Raw genomic sequence first — 16,915 nt, forward strand, 5'->3', positions numbered from 1 at the left:
GCCAATCACTTGCCCCCGGCATGCCCACCGGCGCCAGCCGCTGCACAAACGCGGCATGTCGCTGTAACCCGCCTCGCCCGGGAAACATCCAAGCGGTAACCTCAGGCGTGCCGCTCCGTACGGCCGCCGTTCCGAATCGCCAGCTCACAAGGCCGCCATGCCCGCTACCTCGTTCAGCCACTCCCTGCGCCGCCTCTGGGCCCAGGACAAGTTCAGCTACAGCCTGCGCGTGTCCATCGCGCTGACCGGCAGCATGGCGCTGTGCTGGTCCCTGGACCGGATGGATGCCCTCATCCCGCTGTTCCTCGGCATCATCGCCAGCGCCCTGGCGGAAACTGACGACAGCTGGCAAGGACGTATCCAGGCGCTGCTGGTGACCCTGGGCTGCTTCAGCATCGCCTCCCTGTCGGTGGAGCTGCTGTTCCCCTACCCCTGGCTGTTCGTTGCCGCCCTGGCCCTGGCCAGCTTCGGCCTGACCATGCTCGGCGCCCTCGGCGAGCGCTACGCCACCATCGCCTCGGCGACGCTGATCCTGTCGATCTACAGCATGATCGGCGTCGACCAGCGCAACGGCGTGGCCGACGACCTCTGGCGCGAGCCGGCACTGCTGGTGAGCGGCGCCGCCTGGTACGGCCTGCTCTCGGTGCTCTGGCAGGCGCTGTTCACCCACCAGCCGGTGCAGCAGAGCCTGGCGCGGCTATACCGCGAACTGGGGCAGTACCTCAAGCTCAAGTCCAGCCTGTTCGAGCCCCTGCGCGAGCTGGACGTGGAGGCCAAGCGCCTGGAGCTGGCCCAGCAGAACGGCAAGGTGGTGAGCGCACTCAACGCCGCCAAGGAAATCATCCTGCACCGGGTCGGCAACGCCCGGCCGCGGCCCAAGGTCAGCCGCTACCTGAAGCTGTACTTCCTGGCCCAGGACATCCACGAGCGCGCCAGTTCCTCCCACTACCCCTACAACCAGCTGGCCGAGGCCTTCTTCCACAGCGACGTGCTGTTCCGCTGCCAGCGCCTGCTGCGCCAGCAGGGCGGCGCCTGCCAGGCCCTGGGCCAGGCCATCCAGATGCGCCAGCCGTTCGAGTACCACGACGGCACCCAGGCCCTGCAGGACCTGCACCGCTCCCTGGAGCACCTGCGCATCCAGAGCAACCCGGCCTGGCGCGGCCTGCTGCGCTCGCTCAACGCCCTGGCCAGCAACCTCTCCACCCTGGACCGGCTGCTGACCGACGCCAGCAACCCCGACGCCCTCGCCGACGCCCAGGACAGCAGCCTGCTGGACCGCTCGCCCAAGGGGCTGAAGGACGTCTGGGAGCGCCTGAAGCAGAACTTCACCCCCACCTCGGTGGTGTTCCGCCATGCCCTGCGCATGGCCATCGCCCTGTCCGCCGGCTACGGCGTGCTGCACCTGATCCACCCGAGCCAGGGCTACTGGATCCTGCTGACCACGGTGTTCGTCTGCCAGCCCAACTTCGGCGCCACCCGGCGCAAGCTGGTGCAGCGGATCATCGGCACGGTGATCGGCCTGGCCCTGGGCTGGGCGCTGTTCGACCTGTTCCCCAGCGCCCTGGTGCAATCGATGTTCGCCGTAGTGGCCGGGGTGATCTTCTTCACCAACCGCGCCACCCGCTACACCCTGGCGACGGCGGCGATCACCCTGATGGTGCTGTTCTGCTTCAACCAGATCGGCGACAGCTACGGCCTGTTCGTGCCGCGCCTGGTGGACACCCTGCTGGGCAGCCTGATCGCCGCCCTGGCGGTGATCTTCATCCTCCCTGACTGGCAGGGGCGCGGGCTGCACCGGGTGGTCTCCACCACCCTGGTCTACAACGCCCACTACCTGCGGCAGATCCTCCAGCAGTACGCCAGCGGCAAGCGCGACGACCTGGCCTACCGACTGGCCCGGCGCAACGCCCACAATGCCGACGCAGCGCTGTCCACCACCCTGGCCAACATGCTCATGGAGCCCGGGCACTTCCGGAAGGACGCCGACATGGGCTTCCGCTTCCTGGTGCTGTCCCACACCCTGCTCAGCTACCTCTCCGCCCTGGGCGCCCACCGCAGTGCCGAGCCGCTGGTGCTGGAGCCTACCCTGGCCGAGGCCGGCGAACGCATCGCCGCCACCCTGGAAGCCATCGCCGCCGCCATGGCCCAGCGCCAGCCGGTGGCCATCCACAGCGACAGCGAAGAGGCCCTGGCCAAGACGCTGGAGCAACTGCCTGACGACATGGACGAGCGCGTACGCCTGGTGCAGACCGAACTGGCCCTGATCTGCCGCCAGCTCGGCGCACTGCGGACATTGGCGGGGCATCTGGCGGGTGGGGAGATGGGTTCACCACCCGCACCGTCGATGTGACCCGCACGGAATCTCCCCATCTGTAGGGGCGAATTCATTTGCCCAGGGGCCATGCAATGGCCCCCAATCTCCCAGGCGATACAGCTCTCTCCCACTCCACTAAGCGCCCCATCCGTCAGCGCATCCCCGATGCATTGCCCTGTCACGCAAGAAGGACAGGGGCATGTCTCGGGACGACCTGCGCATCGGTCGCATCTCCACCGGCGGCCGGCTCTATCACGTCACCACCACCACCGAAGGGCGACGCCCGCTCTTCGAAGACCTGACCTGCGCACGCCTGCTGGTCAGCGAAATGCGCCGTCTTCAGGAGCAGCACCTGCTGGAATCACTGGCCTGGGCAGTGATGCCCGATCACCTGCACTGGCTGTTCCGTCTGCACGGCCCCCTGCCCCTCTCACAGGTCATCAAATTGCTGAAAGGGCGTTCATCGAAGCGGGTGGGTGAATGGCTCGGCACCAGGCAGCCAATTTGGCAGCGAGGCTTCCATGACCATGCGTTGCGAAGAGAAGAGGAGCTGCAGAAGGTCGCACGCTACATCGTGGCCAACCCGTTGCGGGCCGGCCTGGTCAGGAGCGTTCGCCTGTATTCGCATTGGGACGCGGTGTGGGTTTGAGGTGCAGGCAGCCCGGCGGGCTGCTGGGCGACTGAAGTCGCCCCTACATGGGTCCTAAGCCTCTACACCGTCCTGCCGGGCCTCCATCTCGCCCATCAACACCTTCACCCGCTCGCCCACCTTGCGCACGGCGGCTTCCTGGGCCGCGCTGGGGCGGGGGGCGTAGTTCATGCGCAGGCAGTTGCGGTACTTGCCGGAGGCGGAGAAGAGGCTGCCGGGGGCGATCTGCACCCCGTCCTGCAGCAGCTCGCGGTTGAGGCGCAGGGTGTCGAAGCCGGCCGCCAGTTCCACCCACAGCATGAAGCCGCCCTGGGGGCGGCTGACGCGGGTGCCTGCGGGGAAGTACCTCATCACCCAGTCGATCATCTGGTCCCGGCCCTGCTGGTACTGGGCACGCATGCGCCGTACGTGGGGCTCGTAGGCGCCACTGGCGATGAACTCGGCCAGTGCCAGTTGCGGCTGGGTGGCGGTGGCGCCGGAGGAGATGTACTTCATGTGCAGCAGGCGGTCGAAGTAGCGCCCGGGTGCGATCCAGCCCATGCGCAGGCCCGGCGCGACGGTCTTGGAGAAGGAGCTGCAGAGCAGCACGCGGCCGTCCTCGTCGAAGGACTTGATGGTGCGCGGACGCGGGTAGCGGTAGGCCAGATCGCCGTAGACGTCGTCCTCGAGGATCGCCACGTCGTAGCGCTGGGCCAGCTCCAGCAGGGCGCGCTTGCGGGCCTCGGGCATGATGTAGCCCAGCGGGTTGTTGCAGCTGGGGGTGAGCTGGATGAGCTTGATCGGCCACTGCTCCAGGGCCATCTCCAGCGCCTCCAGGCTGATGCCGTTGAGCGGGTCGGTGGGCAGTTCCAGGGCCTTCATGCCGAAGCCCTTCAAGGCCTGCATGGCGCCGTGGAAGCTGGGCGAGTCCACCGCGACGATGTCGCCGGGCTGGCACACGGTGCGGATGGCCGTGGAGAGCGCCTCGTGGCAGCCGGTGGTGATGATCAGGTCGCTGGCGGGAATACGGCTGCCGCTGTCCAGCAGCAGCCGCGCGACCTGTTCGCGCAGCGCCTGGGAGCCCTGCAGGCTGTCGTAATACAGCCCGCCGAGGTCACTGCGCCGAGCCGCCTGGGCCAGGTTGCGCAGCAGCGGGCGCAGGGTGGGGCTGGTGATGTCGGGCATGCCGCGTCCCAGTTGCACCAGGCCGTCGCGCGCGCCACGGCGCACCAGCTCCAGCAGGTCGCTCCACTGCGACACCTCCACCGGCCGCTGGGCGGCCCGCGCCACGGCGGGCAACTCGGGCATCTGCCGGCGCAGGGAGACGAAGTAGCCGGACTTGGGCCGGGGCTCTGCCAGGCCTTGGTCCTCCAGCACCCGGTAGGCCTGCTGCACGGTGCTGAGGCTGACGCCGTGCTCCTGGCTCAGGGCGCGCACCGAGGGCAGGCGGTCGCCAGGGCGGTAGTAGCCCTGCTCGATGCGCTCGCCCAGGGTTTCGGCGAGCTGGCTGTAGAGCGTCATGCTGTTCTCCCTGGTGGCTCACGCGCGGCCACCGACCATACAGATTCGCCGTCGATTGTGGATTCAGATGCCGAGCACGGCAATCTGTATGAAGAAAATTCCACAACCTTGAATCTGTATCGAACACGACCTGCCACCGGACAATGGCTTCGCCCCCAGAAAACACCAGGAGTCCGGAGATGAGCGGCTTGAGCGATGTACGGCTGACCCTTCACCCACAGGAACTGATACAGGCCAGCGAACGCGCCCCTGCATCGGTGCGGCTGCCCGGCAGCCCCTGGCAGCGCTTCTGGCTGCGCCTGGCGACCCGCAAGGCGCTGCTGGAGTTGGACGAGCACGCGCTGAAGGACATCGGCTTGACCCGCTCCCAGGCGCTGGAGGAAGGGCTCAAGCCGTTCTGGCGCGGCTAGTGGCTCACCCCAGGCGGAAGCGCGAGGTGTTGTCGTGCAGGGCCTGGCTGCCCAGGCGCAGTTGCTCGGCCACGCTCTGCACCGAGCGGGCCCCGCCCAGCAGCAGCGCGGCGGCCTGGTCCACCTGCTGGATGTTGCCGCTGACCTCGTCGGCGGTGGCGGCCTGCTGTTCGGCGGCGGTGGCGATCTGCGCCAGGCGGTCGCTGACCCGCTGCACGGCGTCGGCGATCCCCGACAGGTCGTCGCCCATGCTCAGCACGCTGCCGACGTCGCCCTCGGCCTGGCGGTAGGCGGCCTCCATCAGCGCCACGGCCTGGCTGACCACGCCTTGCAGGCTGGAGACGGTGTCGCCGATCTCCTGGGTGGAGTCCTGGGTGCGCTGGGACAGGCTGCGCACCTCGTCGGCCACCACGGCGAAGCCCCGGCCCTGTTCGCCGGCGCGGGCGGCTTCGATGGCGGCGTTGAGGGCCAGCAGGTTGGTCTGCTCGGCGATGCCCTTGATCACGTCCACCACACGGTTGATCTGCTGGGTCTGGTCGCGTAGTTGCTGCAACGCCGTGACCGTCTCGCCGAGGCGGCTGCTGAGTTCACGCATGCTGGCCCCGGTGCGGGCGCTGCGCTGGTTGCTCTGCACGGCGATCTGCCGGGTCTGCTGGGCGTCGGCGGCGGCGCCTTCGCAGCTTTCAGCCACCGTCTGGGCCGTGGCGGCCAGTTGATGGGCGGCGGCGGCGATCTGGCTGACCTGGCCCTGCTGCTGCTCCACCGAGACGAGGGTTTCCTCGGCCTGGTCGTTCAACTGGCGCACGGTGCCGCCCAGTTGCTGGCTCTCGCGGTTCACACCATCCAGGGAATTGCGCAACTGAACCAGCGCGGCGTTGAGGGCCTCGGCGATCTGCGCCAGGTCGTCCCGCCCATGCACCGCAGCGCTGACCCGCAGGTCCCCCGCACGCAGGCCCTCGGCGGCCTCGGTGATGGCCGCCGTGCCCCGCCGGATCGCCGCGTTGAGGCACAGCAGCATGTACAGCGCCAGCAGGGTCAGTACGGCAAAGCCACCGATCACCTGGGCCATGCTGGCCAGGGCCTCGCCACGGAAGACGCCAAGGCGCAGACGCAGCCGCTCGTCCAGCGCCACCTGCAGGGCCGTGAGCTGGCGCTCGGTCTGCTCGGCCTGGCTGATGAAGTCCGCCACTTCAAGGGTGAAGGGGTTGGCGTCGAACATGCCCTTGTCGACGGCGGCGAGATAACCCGACAGGGCCTCTTCGGCCTGGCCGAACGGTCCGTCGAGTTCGGTGTTGGGCAGGCCCTTCCCGGCAATGGCTTCACGGGCCTTGCGCAACTGGCGGACGGAGTCGTCGAGGGCGCGGCGCAGGTCACGCACGCCAACCCGGCTCTGCAATGTGAAATGCCGGGAGACCACCGCGCCATGGGCGCTGGCGACGAAGTTGCCGAGCAGCTCGCGGGTGCGCGGCTGCACGTAGGTGACCTGCTCCATCATCAGGTAGGTGTCCATCACCGGATCGAGGATCAGCCCGGTGCTGGTGGCTACCTGCTCGCGCAGGGACTGCAGGCTCTGCAGCACCGCCTGGTAGCGGTCCAGGGCATCGGGCAGGGCGACGCTCGTCAGGGCCTGGGGGCGGATGGCTTCGCTGCGGCTCTTCAGTTCGTCGAACAGCGTGCGGTTGGCCCCTTCCAGGGATTCGGCCTTCAGCTGCGCGTCGACCTTGTCCAGCATCGCCTCCAGTTGCCCGGCACGTTGCTCCAGGGTGGCCTTGGCCGCGACCTCGGTGCCCTTCCAGCGCGCCAGCAGGGTGCGCTGGGCGATGGTTTCGTCGAGGGCGTCGTCGAGGGTGACGATCGCCCGCAAGCCGCTGAGCTCGCCGTCGATCAGCGCCAGGCGCTCCTGATAAGTGCCGGCGATGATCCACAGGGCGTAGCCCAGGGGCAGGATGAACAGCAGGAACAGGATCTGGAACTTGCGGGCGAAGCTGAACCCCTCGAGGAGGCGGACACCCGGGCTGAACAGTGCGTTCATGACGAGACCTCTCTGAATCCGGTCGGCCCCTGGCCGTGGTCGTACAAGAGGCGCTCCGGCCATCAAGCCCCGCGACGGCTCCTTACGCGGGACCGGGCATGCCAGGCGGCATGCCGTGACTCAATGCAGCAGCGACTCCATCCGCTGGATCTCTACCCGCTGGCTGGCCACCAGGGCCAGGCCGTTGCCGCTGGGGTCCAACGCGTTCTGCGGTGGCAGCAGCCTGCGGTAGGCCGCTAACTCCACAATAGGCGGCAATTGGGCAGTGGGCCCGTTTTCACGGATCGCGTGGTAGAGGCCGAGGTTGACCAGATCCACCAGGCCGATGCCGGGCCCCGGGGATTCGCCCCACAGCCCAGCACCACGCACCACCTCGATGTAGCTCTGGTCCACCGCCCACTTCTTCAGCACCACCACCCCCAGCGACTTGCCGTATTCCCGGCACAGGCGGTTGTAGAGCTCGGTGGCGGGCACCTGGTCAGCCGCCTTGAACGCGGAAAGGATGGCCATGGCGCCCACCTCACTGAGGATAGTCGCCAACAGCACATGCTCACCGGAAACATGACCGAGCAGGCGCCCCAGCACGGCACTGATGGCCGCACGACGGGCCAGGCGGTGCCAGGTGTCGAGGAACAGTTTCTTGTGCGCCGGACTGTGCAGCGGGAACAGGCTCTTGATGCTGTGGACCATGGTGATGCGGTCCACCTCCAGCATGCCCAGCTGGCGGATGACCTCCTCCAGGCTCCTGGGCGGCGGTGTGCCGCGCAGGCGGGCGCTGGAGGCGTGCTTGACCAGGGTGGCGCTCAGCGCCGGGTCCTTGCTGATGACCCGGGCCAGGGAGCCGGTGGTGGCGTTGGGATCGGCCAGGGCACGGCGGATCTCCATGGTGATCATGGGCAGGCTGGGCAGCTGTTCCTCGCCGTTCATCAGCTGGGAAACCAGCTTGCGGTAGATCGAATAACCCGACTCTTCAGTACTCACCGATGTTCCTCACGTGGCCCTTTGCCATTCTAGCCAGCCGCCGGAGGCCCACACAGTGGGGCGACGCACGTTATTCAGGTACCTGGACGCCGGCCTCGGCCGCCATGCGGGCGAAGCGGCCGTCTTCCAGCAGGCGCTGGAAGGTCTCGTCGAAGCGGACCTTGAGCGCCTCGTAAGGCTCGCGCCGGGGGAAGGCGAAGTAGCCGTCCTTGCTGTCTATGGCCGGCTGCAGCTGGACCAGGCTGTCGGCCGGCAGGGCTTCGATCCAGGGGCGGGAGTTGCGCTCGTTGGTGGCCAGCAGGTCGATGCGCCCGTGCTGCAGCATCAGCAGGGCATTGCCCACACCCTCGACGCTGCGCAGGTCGAGGTGGGCACGGGCATGGTCGAAGCGGTCGCCGTAGATCCAACCACGGATGGCAGCGACCCGCTGCCCCTGCAGCCGCGCGTAGTCACCGCCCCATTCGAGGGGCTGGTCGCTGCGGGCATAGAACACCAAGCGGTCGCGGTAGAAGGCGTGGCGGGTGAAGAGCATGCGCATTTCCCGCTCGGGGGTGCGGTAGGGGCCGACGAGGATGTCAGCGCGGCCTTCGGCGACCATGAGCTGGGCGCGGGCCCAGGGATACAGCTCGAAGCGCACGCTGTCGCCCATCTCGCCCAGCACCACGCGCAGCAGATCGGCGCCCAGGCCGATGAAACGGCCCTGGCCATCCTGTTCGTACAGTTGCGGGAAATCGGTGCCGACGGCCAGCCATTCCCGGGCTTGGGCCAGGGGGCAGAACAGCAGGCACGACAACACCAGACCGGGCAACCAGGACGTGCGCTTCATGCCTAAGGGAATCTCGCAGAGGGACAGCGTCAGAGCCTAGCAGGCTTTACGCCCTCGTCAGGCAGTTGCGTCAGCCTCTCTCAGAAAGCCCCTACAACCGGCGCCCTGGCGCAATGGCTATAGTCCGCTCGTCATGCCCGCCTCAGGACTGCGCATCCTGCAGCCCTCCAAAGCTGGGGCGGGCATGGCTCCTCAGCCCTTCTCCCCGAGGTCGCGCCAGGTCAGGTACAGGCGCAGGTCGAACTCCAGTTGGTGATACCCCGGCAGCATGTGCTCGCAGAGCTGGTAGAACGCCTTGTTGTGGTCCCGCTCGCGCAGGTGCGCCAGCTCGTGCACCACGATCATCCTCAGGAATTCCGGCGCGGCCTCCTTGAACAGCGAGGCGACGCGAATCTCCTTCTTCGCCTTCAGCCGCCCACCCTGCACGCGGGACACGGCAGTGTGCAGGCCGAGCGCCTTCTGCACCACGTCCAGCTTGTTGTCGTAGACCACTTTGTCGATGGCCGGCGCACTGCGCATGTGTTCCTGGCGCAAGGCATTGGTGTAGCCGTAGAGCGCGCGATCGCTCTGCACGTCGTGGCGGTCGGGGTAGCGGCGGGCCAGGTATTCGCCCAGGCGGCCCTGGTCGATCATCTGCCGCACCTGCTCCTGCAGGTGAGTGGGGTAGGCCTTCAGATAGCGCAGCGGATCCATGGTCGGGAGGGGTTCGTGGAAGGGCGCCCATTGTACCGGGCGCGGCAGCAGGTGCCGGGATTTGTCATGACCATCACAGCGCCAGCATCGCCGTTCGTCGGGGCAATTCAGGCCCCTTCCAACCGCCTCGCTTACGGCTATTTGACAGCCGCGCCGGAGCGCCTCCGCACGGCACGCGGCTTCCCTGAAAAGGCGATGTACCGGCTGGTTACTTTTCGCGATGGCATTGCGATGTCAAACACTGATTTCGCCATTTTTATGGCGGCATGAATTTGACGATCAGTGATTCACGGGCGGTTTTGCACGCCGTATAAAGCCATCCGCCAGGTGACCCCTCTCGGGACACCCGGTACGAACAGCGGCTCAGGCCGCACTTAACCGCCCTACTTTTGGTTCGTGTGCAGTTGGCCGGATTGCCAGTGTAAGGGCGTCTCTAAAAGCGCAGCGATGACAACGCAGATCGTTTTTGGAGATGTCCGCAAGTGATTACACGCTCGTGGATGAGTTGCACCCCACTGAAAGTTCTCTTCGAGAACTCAGTCATGATCGACCTTGGAACCTGGAACCTGACCATCCCCGTCGGCGCTCCCTCTGTCACCATCGATACCCCCGCCCTGGTCGGCGGTTACCAGGACAACTACTTCAAGGCCAGCAACGGCACGCTGTTCTTCTGGACGCCAGTGAACGGCAGCACCACCGCCAACGCCATCTACCCCCGTAGCGAGCTGCGCGAGACCTTCGCCGACGGCCGCCTGCGCAACTGGAACTACAGCGCGGCGGACAACTACATGAGCGCGAACCTGGCAGTGGACCAGGTGCCCTCCACCGGCAAGATCGTGATCGGCCAGATCCACTCCTACGGCAGCACCAGCCCGCTGCTGAAGCTGGAGTACCAGTACAAGACCAAGACCGGCACCGGGAACATCGTCGCCAAGATCCGCAACACCCCGGCGGACCCCGACGGCGCAGTGAGCACCCTGCTCAGCGGCGTGAAGCTGGGCCAGCGCTTCACCTACGTGATCAACCTGTCGCCCCAGGGCCGCCTGAGCATCCTGGTGAACGGCACCCAGTTCAGCCAGCAGCTCGACGGTACCTGGGCGCCCAAGCCGCTCTACTTCAAGGCCGGCGTCTACGCCCAGGACAACGCCGGGACCGACAGCGAAGCCGGCAGCGCGACCTTCTACAACCTGAAGACCGAGCACCGGGCGCTGACTGCCGCGAACTGAGCCCAGCCCGACGAGCGCCCATGAAAAAGCCCCGCCGAAGCGGGGCTTTCTCCATGCACCGACGCCGGATCAGTTGACCTTGGCGTCCAGCTCACCCTTGGCATAGCGCTGGAACATGCCTTCCAGGGAGATCGGCTTGATCTTGGAGGCATTGCCGGCGGTGCCGAAGGCTTCGTAACGGGCGATGCAGATGTCGCGCATGGCCTTCACGGTTTCGCTGAAGAATTTGCGCGGGTCGAACTCGCTCGGGTGCTGGCTCATGTAGCGGCGGATGGCGCCGGTGGAGGCCAGGCGCAGGTCGGTGTCGATGTTCACCTTGCGCACGCCGTGCTTGATGCCTTCGACGATCTCTTCGACCGGGACGCCGTAGGTTTCCTTAATGTCGCCGCCGAATTCGTTGATGATGGCCAGCCAGTCCTGGGGCACCGAGGAGGAGCCGTGCATCACCAGGTGGGTGTTGGGGATGCGCTTGTGGATTTCCTTGATGCGGTCGATGGCGAGGATGTCACCGGTCGGCGGCTTGGTGAACTTGTAGGCGCCGTGGCTGGTGCCGATGGCGATCGCCAGGGCATCCACCTGGGTCTTCTTGACGAAGTCGGCGGCCTCTTCCGGGTCGGTCAGCATCTGGCTGTGGTCGAGGATGCCCTCGGCGCCGACGCCGTCTTCTTCACCGGCCTGGCCGGTCTCCAGGCTGCCCAGGCAGCCCAGTTCGCCTTCCACGGACACGCCGCAGGCGTGGGCGAATGCCACGGTCTGCTGGGTCACGCGGACGTTGTACTCGTAGTCGGCCGGGGTCTTGCCGTCTTCACGCAGGGAGCCGTCCATCATCACCGAGCTGAAGCCCAGCTGGATGGAGCGCTGGCAGACGTCGGGGCTGGTGCCGTGGTCCTGGTGCATGCACACCGGGATGTGGGGGAATTCTTCGATGGCAGCCAGGATCAGGTGGCGCAGGAAGGGCGCACCGGCGTATTTGCGGGCACCGGCGGAGGCCTGGACGATCACCGGGGAATCGGTCTTGTCGGCCGCTTCCATGATGGCGCGCATCTGTTCCAGGTTGTTGACGTTGAAGGCCGGGACGCCGTAGCCGAACTCGGCGGCGTGGTCCAGCATCTGGCGCATGCTGATGAGTGCCATGGTGTTTCAGTCTCCCAAGTGGGGTGGGCTGTCGAAATGCGAAGCCTGCCGCAGGGGCAGGCCGGGTTCAAGCTTCGCGGTGGATCCCACCGCGAAAGCGGATGTTCTCAAGGGTGGTGCGACTCAGGGCGCCTTGCAGCCGCGACCGATCAGGTCGTCGGTGGCCACCCAGTAGACCAGGCCTTCGTCACCCTTGGTGTGGAAGGCCAGGCGGTCATCGCTGTAGAGAGCGCCGGAGCCGGAAGGTTCTGCCTTGAGGCGATAAACGATGTCACCGCCGCCCAGGCGCACGTCCACTTCCTGCTGGGCCTTGTCGGCGTAGCGCCAGAACACTTCGGCCTGGCTGTCGCAGACCCAGTGGGTCCAGTTGTCCTCGGGCGCCTTCTGGCTGGCGCACCCGGCCAGCGCCAGCAGCGCTGTGAGGGCGAGAATGCCTTTCATCCTTCACTCCATGGCCGGGCGTTGCCGTCGGCTCACTGACAATGCTGTTCCGCGCTGCTGCCCAATGTCGGGTCCCCGCTGCTCTGGGCTTCCACCCGCTGGTCGTCGCGCGTCTGCGGCAGGACGACCTGGGGCGGGCTGAGCACCTCGCAAGGCTGGGGCGCCGGGCCTCCGGCACACCCGCTGAGCACGACGAACAAGGGCAACAGTAACGTTCTGATCCACATGGCGATGACTCCTTTATCGGTTTCCCTGAACGAGAGACCGCATGCTATCGCCATGATTCAGGCCATCTTTCAGGCCTTGGCGCGCTGCTCCAGCACCTCTACGGCCGGCAGCACCTTGCCCTCGACGAACTCGAGGAACGCGCCACCACCAGTGGAAATGTAGGAGATGCGCTGGGCCACGTCGTACTTGTCGATGGCGGCCAGGGTGTCGCCACCGCCGGCGATGGAGAAGGCATCGCTCTCGGCGATGGCCAGGGCCAGGGCCTTGGTGCCTTCGCCGAACTGGTCGAACTCGAACACGCCGACCGGTCCGTTCCAGAGGATGGTCTTCGACGACTTCAGCAGCTCGGCGAACTGGGCAGCGGTCTGCGGGCCGATGTCGAGGATCATGTCGTCATCCGCCACGTCGGCGATGAGCTTGACGGTGGCAGCGGCGGTTTCGGCGAACTCCTTGGCAACCACCACGTCCACCGGCAGCGGCACGCTGACCTTGGCAGCGATGGCCTTGGCGGTGTCCACCAGGTCGGCTTCGTAGAGGGACTTGCCGACCTTGTAGCCCGCCGCAGCGAGGAAGGTGTTGGCGATGCCGCCGCCGACGATCAGCTGGTCGCAGATCTGGCTCAGGGAGTTGAGCACGTCCAGCTTGGTGGAGACCTTGGAGCCGGCGACGATGGCGGCCATCGGGCGGGCCGGCTTGCCCAGGGCCTTGCCCAGGGCGTCCAGCTCGGCGGCCAGCAGCGGGCCGGCAGCGGCGACCTTGGCGAACTTGGCCACGCCGTGGGTCGAACCCTCGGCGCGGTGGGCGGTGCCGAAGGCGTCCATCACGAACACGTCGCACAGGGCGGCGTATTGCTGCGCCAGCTCATCGGCGTTCTTCTTCTCGCCCTTGTTGAAGCGCACGTTCTCGAACAGCACGACCTGACCGGGGGCGACGTCGACGCCACCCAGGTAGTCGGCCACCAGCGGCACCTCGCGGCCCAAGGCCTTGGACAGGTAGTCGGCCACCGGCTTGAGGCTGTTCTCCTCGGAGAACTCGCCCTCGGTGGGGCGGCCCAGGTGGGAGCAGACCATCACCGCTGCGCCCTTCTCCAGTGCCAGCTTGATGGTCGGCAGGGAAGCGAGGATGCGTGCGTCACTCTTCACGACGCCATCCTTCACCGGCACGTTGAGATCCTCGCGGATCAGCACGCGCTTACCCTGGAGGTCGAGGTCGGTCATTTTCAACACGGTCATGGGGTCAGTCCTTCACGGGGCTGGAGGTCAACGGGTTGTAGTAGCAGCCCGCAGGTAGTGGCCTGCGGTGTCGAGCATGCGGTTGGCGAAGCCCCATTCGTTGTCGAACCAGGCCAGCAGGTTCACCAGGCGCGGGCCGGACACACGGGTCTGGCTGCCGTCGACGATGGCCGAATGGGGGTCATGGTTGAAGTCGCAACTGGCGTGGGGCAACTCGGTGTAGGCCAGCAGGCCCTGCAACGGGCCGCTTTCGGCCGCCTCGCGCAGCACGCGGTTGATGGCGGCGGCGGAGGTGTCGCGGGCGGTCTGCAAGGTGATGTCTAGGCAGGACACATTCACCGTCGGCACACGGATCGCCTTGGCCTGGATACGCCCGGCCAGTTCCGGCAGCAGGCGCTCGATGCCCCGGGCCAGGCCGGTGGACACCGGGATCACCGACTGGAAGGCCGAGCGCGTGCGGCGCAGGTCTTCATGGTGGTAGGCGTCGATGACGGGCTGGTCGTTCATGGCCGAGTGGATGGTGGTGATGGAGACGTACTCCAGACCCACCGCCTCGTCGAGAAGTTTCAGCAGCGGCACGCCGCAGTTGGTGGTGCAGGAGGCGTTGGAGACCAGGCGCTCGGAGCCGCTGAGGCTGGCCTGGTTGACGCCGAAGACCACCGTGGCGTCGATGTCCGCCTCGCTGGCCATGGGCTGGGAGAACAGCACCCGCGGCGCACCGGCGGCGAGGAAGCGCTCGCCCTCGGCGCGGGTGGTGTACTGGCCGGAGCACTCCAGCACCAGGTCGACGCCCAGCGCGGCCCAGTCGATGCCCTCGGGCTCGGCGCTGCGCAGCACCTTCACGCAGTTGCCGTTGATGTGCAGGCAGTCGCCGTCCACCTTCACCTCGCCGGGGAAACGGCCGTGGGTGGAGTCGAAGCGGGTCAGGTACTCGATGCTGGCCTGGTCGGCCAGGTCATTGAGGGCGACGATCTCGAAGCCGTCACGACCGCCACGCTCGTACAACGCGCGCAGGACGCAACGACCGATGCGGCCGTAGCCGTTCAGGGCGACTTTGAAGGGGCGATGGCTGGACATGGGCGCTCGCTGGGCCGAAAGGAATGAGAACCCCGGACCCGGGCCATGACGGCCCGGGTCCGTACAGGTCAGACGTCCAGCAGTTCTTCGGCGGTGGCGACGATGTTGTCGACGGTGAAGCCGAAATGCTCGAACAGCGCCGGCGCGGGGGCGGATTCACCGAAGCTGGTCATGCCGATCACGCGGCCTTCCAGGCCCACGTATTTGTACCAGTAGTCGGCATGGGCGGCTTCGATGGCGATGCGCGCGCCCACCTGGACCGGCAGCACGGCCTGCTTGTAGGCGGCGTCCTGCTGGTCGAACAGGCTGGTGGACGGCATGGACACCACGCGCACCTTGCGGCCGGCAGCGGTCAGGGCGTCATGGGCCTGCACCGCCAGGCCCACTTCGGAGCCGGTGGCGATGAGGATCAGCTCGGGCTCGCCGTCGCTGTCCTTGAGCACGTAGCCACCCCGGGCGATGTCGGCCAGCTGGGCGGCATCACGGGCCTGGTGAGGCAGGTTCTGGCGGGAGAAGATCAGCGCGCTCGGGCCGTCCTTGCGCTCGATGGCGGCTTTCCAGGCCACGGCGGATTCCACCGCGTCGGCGGGGCGCCAGGTGTCCAGGTTCGGGGTCGAACGCAGGCTGGTGAGCTGCTCGATGGGCTGGTGGGTCGGGCCGTCTTCGCCCAGGCCGATGGAGTCGTGGGTGAAGACGTAGAGCACGCGCTGCTTCATCAGGGCAGACATGCGCACGGCGTTGCGGGCGTATTCCATGAAGATCAGGAAGGTCGCGCCGTAGGGGATGAAGCCGCCGTGCAGGGCGATGCCGTTCATGATGGCGCTCATGCCGAACTCGCGGACACCGTAGAACAGGTAGTTGCCGGCGGCGTCATCGGCGGAGACGCCCTTGCAGCCTTTCCACAGGGTCAGGTTGGAGCCGGCCAGGTCGGCAGAGCCGCCGAGGAACTCGGGCAGCAGCGGGCCGAAGGCGTTCAGTGCGTTCTGGCTGGCCTTGCGGCTGGCGATGGTCTCACCCTTGGCGGCCACTTCAGCGACGTAGGCAGCGGCCTTCTCGGCGAAGTCGGCCGGCAGTTCGCCCTTGATGCGGCGCTCGAACTCGGCGGCCAGCTCCGGGTGGGCAGCGGCGTACGCAGCGAAACGCTGGTTCCACTCGCTCTCGCGGGCAGCACCGGCGGCCTTGGCGTCCCACTCGGCATAGATGTCGGCGGGGATTTCGAACGGGCCGTGGTTCCAGCCCAGGGTGGCGCGGGTCAGGGCGATCTCGTCGTTGCCCAGAGGCGCGCCGTGGCACTCTTCCTTGCCCTGCTTGTTCGGCGAGCCGAAGCCGATCACGGTCTTGCAGCAGATCAGGGTCGGGCGGTCGGTGGTCTTGCGCGCGGTCTCGATGGCGGTGCGGATCTCTTCGGCGTCATGGCCATCGACATTGCGGATCACCTGCCAGCCGTAGGCTTCGAAGCGCTTCGGCGTGTCATCGCTGAACCAGCCGTGGACTTCGCCGTCGATGGAGATGCCGTTGTCGTCGTAGAAGGCGATCAGCTTGCCCAGGCCCAGGGTGCCGGCCAGGGAGCAGACCTCGTGGGAGATGCCTTCCATCATGCAACCGTCGCCCAGGAACACGTAGGTGTTGTGGTCGACGATGGTGTGGCCTTCACGGTTGAACTGGGCGGCCAGCACCTTTTCGGCGATGGCGAAGCCCACGGCGTTGGCGATGCCCTGGCCCAGCGGGCCGGTGGTGGTCTCGACGCCGGCGGTGTAGCCGTACTCCGGGTGGCCCGGGGTGCGGCTGTGCAGTTGGCGGAAGTTCTTCAGGTCATCGATGGACAGGTCGTAACCGGTCAGGTGCAGCAGGGAATAGATGAGCATCGAGCCGTGGCCGTTGGACAGCACGAAGCGGTCGCGGTTGGCCCACTGCGGGTTGCTCGGGTTGTGCTGCATGTAGTCACGCCAGAGCACTTCGGCGATATCGGCCATGCCCATGGGGGCGCCGGGGTGGCCGCTGTTGGCTTTTTGCACCGCATCCATGCTGAGGGCACGAATGGCATTGGCACGCTCACGACGGCTGGGCATCGCTGATCTCCTGCGGGTTGAATGACGCTGAACGAAAAAAGGCGGCTATTTTCGCCCAGCGGGCAGGCTCGGGGCAATGACAGATGGTCGAAGAGGCGCAGCT

14 protein-coding genes and 1 pseudogene are annotated in these 16,915 nt (G+C 66.9%); 5 read left to right on the forward strand and 10 right to left on the reverse strand.

Annotated features, from left to right (window positions below; all coding sequences use genetic code 11):
- The first annotated feature begins 157 nt into the window (after positions 1-157).
- Entirely contained in the window at positions 158-2,350 is a 2,193-nt protein-coding gene (gene yccS, locus FBY21_RS18230) for a YccS family putative transporter (RefSeq protein WP_142012742.1), read from the forward strand.
- Between the two features lie 163 nt (positions 2,351-2,513).
- The gene (locus FBY21_RS18235; protein ID WP_142012745.1) at positions 2,514-2,963 is read left to right on the forward strand and encodes an REP-associated tyrosine transposase; all 450 of its coding nucleotides are present in this window, start codon (positions 2,514-2,516) and stop codon (positions 2,961-2,963) included.
- A 54-nt stretch (positions 2,964-3,017) separates the two neighbouring features.
- Here FBY21_RS18235 and FBY21_RS18240 read toward each other — a convergent pair whose 3' ends face one another.
- Positions 3,018-4,463: a PLP-dependent aminotransferase family protein gene (locus FBY21_RS18240; RefSeq protein ID WP_142012748.1), complete on the reverse strand. Its 1,446-nt coding sequence runs from the start codon at positions 4,461-4,463 to the stop codon at positions 3,018-3,020.
- Between the two features lie 179 nt (positions 4,464-4,642).
- Between FBY21_RS18240 and FBY21_RS18245 the strand changes: the two genes are divergently transcribed.
- Positions 4,643-4,873, forward strand: coding sequence for a DUF1127 domain-containing protein (locus FBY21_RS18245; protein ID WP_142012750.1), 231 nt, complete (start codon positions 4,643-4,645; stop codon positions 4,871-4,873).
- Between the two features lie 4 nt (positions 4,874-4,877).
- On the opposite strand, the pseudogene FBY21_RS30325 reads toward FBY21_RS18245, so the two are convergent.
- The 4 genes and pseudogenes from FBY21_RS30325 to FBY21_RS18265 form a co-directional block, all read right to left on the reverse strand.
- A pseudogene (locus FBY21_RS30325) lies at positions 4,878-5,408 on the reverse strand (methyl-accepting chemotaxis protein); the annotation flags it as partial.
- Positions 5,409-7,025: 1,617 nt separating this feature from the next.
- Complete coding sequence (locus tag FBY21_RS18255; RefSeq protein ID WP_142012757.1) at positions 7,026-7,886, reverse strand: HDOD domain-containing protein; 861 nt, start codon at positions 7,884-7,886, stop codon at positions 7,026-7,028.
- A 70-nt stretch (positions 7,887-7,956) separates the two neighbouring features.
- Entirely contained in the window at positions 7,957-8,712 is a 756-nt protein-coding gene (locus tag FBY21_RS18260) for a substrate-binding periplasmic protein (RefSeq protein WP_142012760.1), read from the reverse strand.
- Between the two features lie 192 nt (positions 8,713-8,904).
- Complete coding sequence (locus FBY21_RS18265; protein WP_107329248.1) at positions 8,905-9,405, reverse strand: M48 family metallopeptidase; 501 nt, start codon at positions 9,403-9,405, stop codon at positions 8,905-8,907.
- Positions 9,406-9,471: 66 nt separating this feature from the next.
- Here FBY21_RS18265 and FBY21_RS18270 point away from each other — a divergent pair, with 66 nt between their 5' ends.
- Both FBY21_RS18270 and FBY21_RS18275 read left to right on the forward strand, forming a co-directional pair.
- A complete protein-coding gene (locus tag FBY21_RS18270; protein WP_142012763.1) occupies positions 9,472-9,675 on the forward strand; it encodes a hypothetical protein in 204 nt (67 codons plus the stop codon).
- A 272-nt stretch (positions 9,676-9,947) separates the two neighbouring features.
- Positions 9,948-10,631 (forward strand): polysaccharide lyase family 7 protein, encoded by a 684-nt coding sequence (locus tag FBY21_RS18275; protein ID WP_142012766.1) that lies wholly within the window; start codon positions 9,948-9,950, stop codon positions 10,629-10,631.
- 69 nt (positions 10,632-10,700) lie between these two features.
- Here FBY21_RS18275 and fba read toward each other — a convergent pair whose 3' ends face one another.
- The 5 genes from fba to tkt all read right to left on the reverse strand — a co-directional run bounded on the left by fba (position 10,701) and on the right by tkt (position 16,812).
- Positions 10,701-11,765, reverse strand: a complete 1,065-nt coding sequence (gene fba / locus FBY21_RS18280; RefSeq protein WP_044403502.1) for a class II fructose-bisphosphate aldolase — start codon at positions 11,763-11,765, stop codon at positions 10,701-10,703.
- Between the two features lie 123 nt (positions 11,766-11,888).
- Complete coding sequence (locus FBY21_RS18285) at positions 11,889-12,206, reverse strand: MliC family protein (protein ID WP_142012768.1); 318 nt, start codon at positions 12,204-12,206, stop codon at positions 11,889-11,891.
- 296 nt (positions 12,207-12,502) lie between these two features.
- Positions 12,503-13,666 carry a phosphoglycerate kinase gene (locus FBY21_RS18295; protein WP_142012773.1) on the reverse strand — a complete coding sequence of 388 codons (1,164 nt, stop codon included), beginning with the start codon at positions 13,664-13,666 and terminating at the stop codon, positions 12,503-12,505.
- A 27-nt stretch (positions 13,667-13,693) separates the two neighbouring features.
- Positions 13,694-14,743, reverse strand: coding sequence for an erythrose-4-phosphate dehydrogenase (gene epd, locus FBY21_RS18300; RefSeq protein ID WP_044403510.1), 1,050 nt, complete (start codon positions 14,741-14,743; stop codon positions 13,694-13,696).
- 68 nt (positions 14,744-14,811) lie between these two features.
- Positions 14,812-16,812 carry a transketolase gene (gene tkt, locus FBY21_RS18305; RefSeq protein ID WP_074967246.1) on the reverse strand — a complete coding sequence of 667 codons (2,001 nt, stop codon included), beginning with the start codon at positions 16,810-16,812 and terminating at the stop codon, positions 14,812-14,814.
- Positions 16,813-16,915 lie beyond the last annotated feature (103 nt).

Origin of the sequence: Pseudomonas sp. SLBN-26 (assembly GCF_006715895.1) — a bacterium.
In the GTDB taxonomy this organism is placed as follows: domain Bacteria; phylum Pseudomonadota; class Gammaproteobacteria; order Pseudomonadales; family Pseudomonadaceae; genus Metapseudomonas; species Metapseudomonas otitidis.

Excerpts from the sequence above, each read along its gene's own strand:
- yccS (WP_142012742.1), top strand. The coding sequence starts at position 158 with ATGCCCGCTACCTCGTTCAGCCACTCCCTGCGCCGCCTCTGGGCCCAG.
- FBY21_RS18235 (WP_142012745.1), top strand. The coding sequence starts at position 2,514 with ATGTCTCGGGACGACCTGCGCATCGGTCGCATCTCCACCGGCGGCCGG.
- FBY21_RS18240 (WP_142012748.1), bottom strand. The coding sequence starts at position 4,463 with ATGACGCTCTACAGCCAGCTCGCCGAAACCCTGGGCGAGCGCATCGAG.
- FBY21_RS18245 (WP_142012750.1), top strand. The coding sequence starts at position 4,643 with ATGAGCGGCTTGAGCGATGTACGGCTGACCCTTCACCCACAGGAACTG.
- FBY21_RS18260 (WP_142012760.1), bottom strand. The coding sequence starts at position 8,712 with ATGAAGCGCACGTCCTGGTTGCCCGGTCTGGTGTTGTCGTGCCTGCTG.
- FBY21_RS18265 (WP_107329248.1), bottom strand. The coding sequence starts at position 9,405 with ATGGATCCGCTGCGCTATCTGAAGGCCTACCCCACTCACCTGCAGGAG.
- FBY21_RS18270 (WP_142012763.1), top strand. The coding sequence starts at position 9,472 with ATGACCATCACAGCGCCAGCATCGCCGTTCGTCGGGGCAATTCAGGCC.
- FBY21_RS18275 (WP_142012766.1), top strand. The coding sequence starts at position 9,948 with ATGATCGACCTTGGAACCTGGAACCTGACCATCCCCGTCGGCGCTCCC.
- fba (WP_044403502.1), bottom strand. The coding sequence starts at position 11,765 with ATGGCACTCATCAGCATGCGCCAGATGCTGGACCACGCCGCCGAGTTC.
- FBY21_RS18285 (WP_142012768.1), bottom strand. The coding sequence starts at position 12,206 with ATGAAAGGCATTCTCGCCCTCACAGCGCTGCTGGCGCTGGCCGGGTGC.
- FBY21_RS18295 (WP_142012773.1), bottom strand. The coding sequence starts at position 13,666 with ATGACCGTGTTGAAAATGACCGACCTCGACCTCCAGGGTAAGCGCGTG.
- epd (WP_044403510.1), bottom strand. The coding sequence starts at position 14,743 with ATGTCCAGCCATCGCCCCTTCAAAGTCGCCCTGAACGGCTACGGCCGC.
- tkt (WP_074967246.1), bottom strand. The coding sequence starts at position 16,812 with ATGCCCAGCCGTCGTGAGCGTGCCAATGCCATTCGTGCCCTCAGCATG.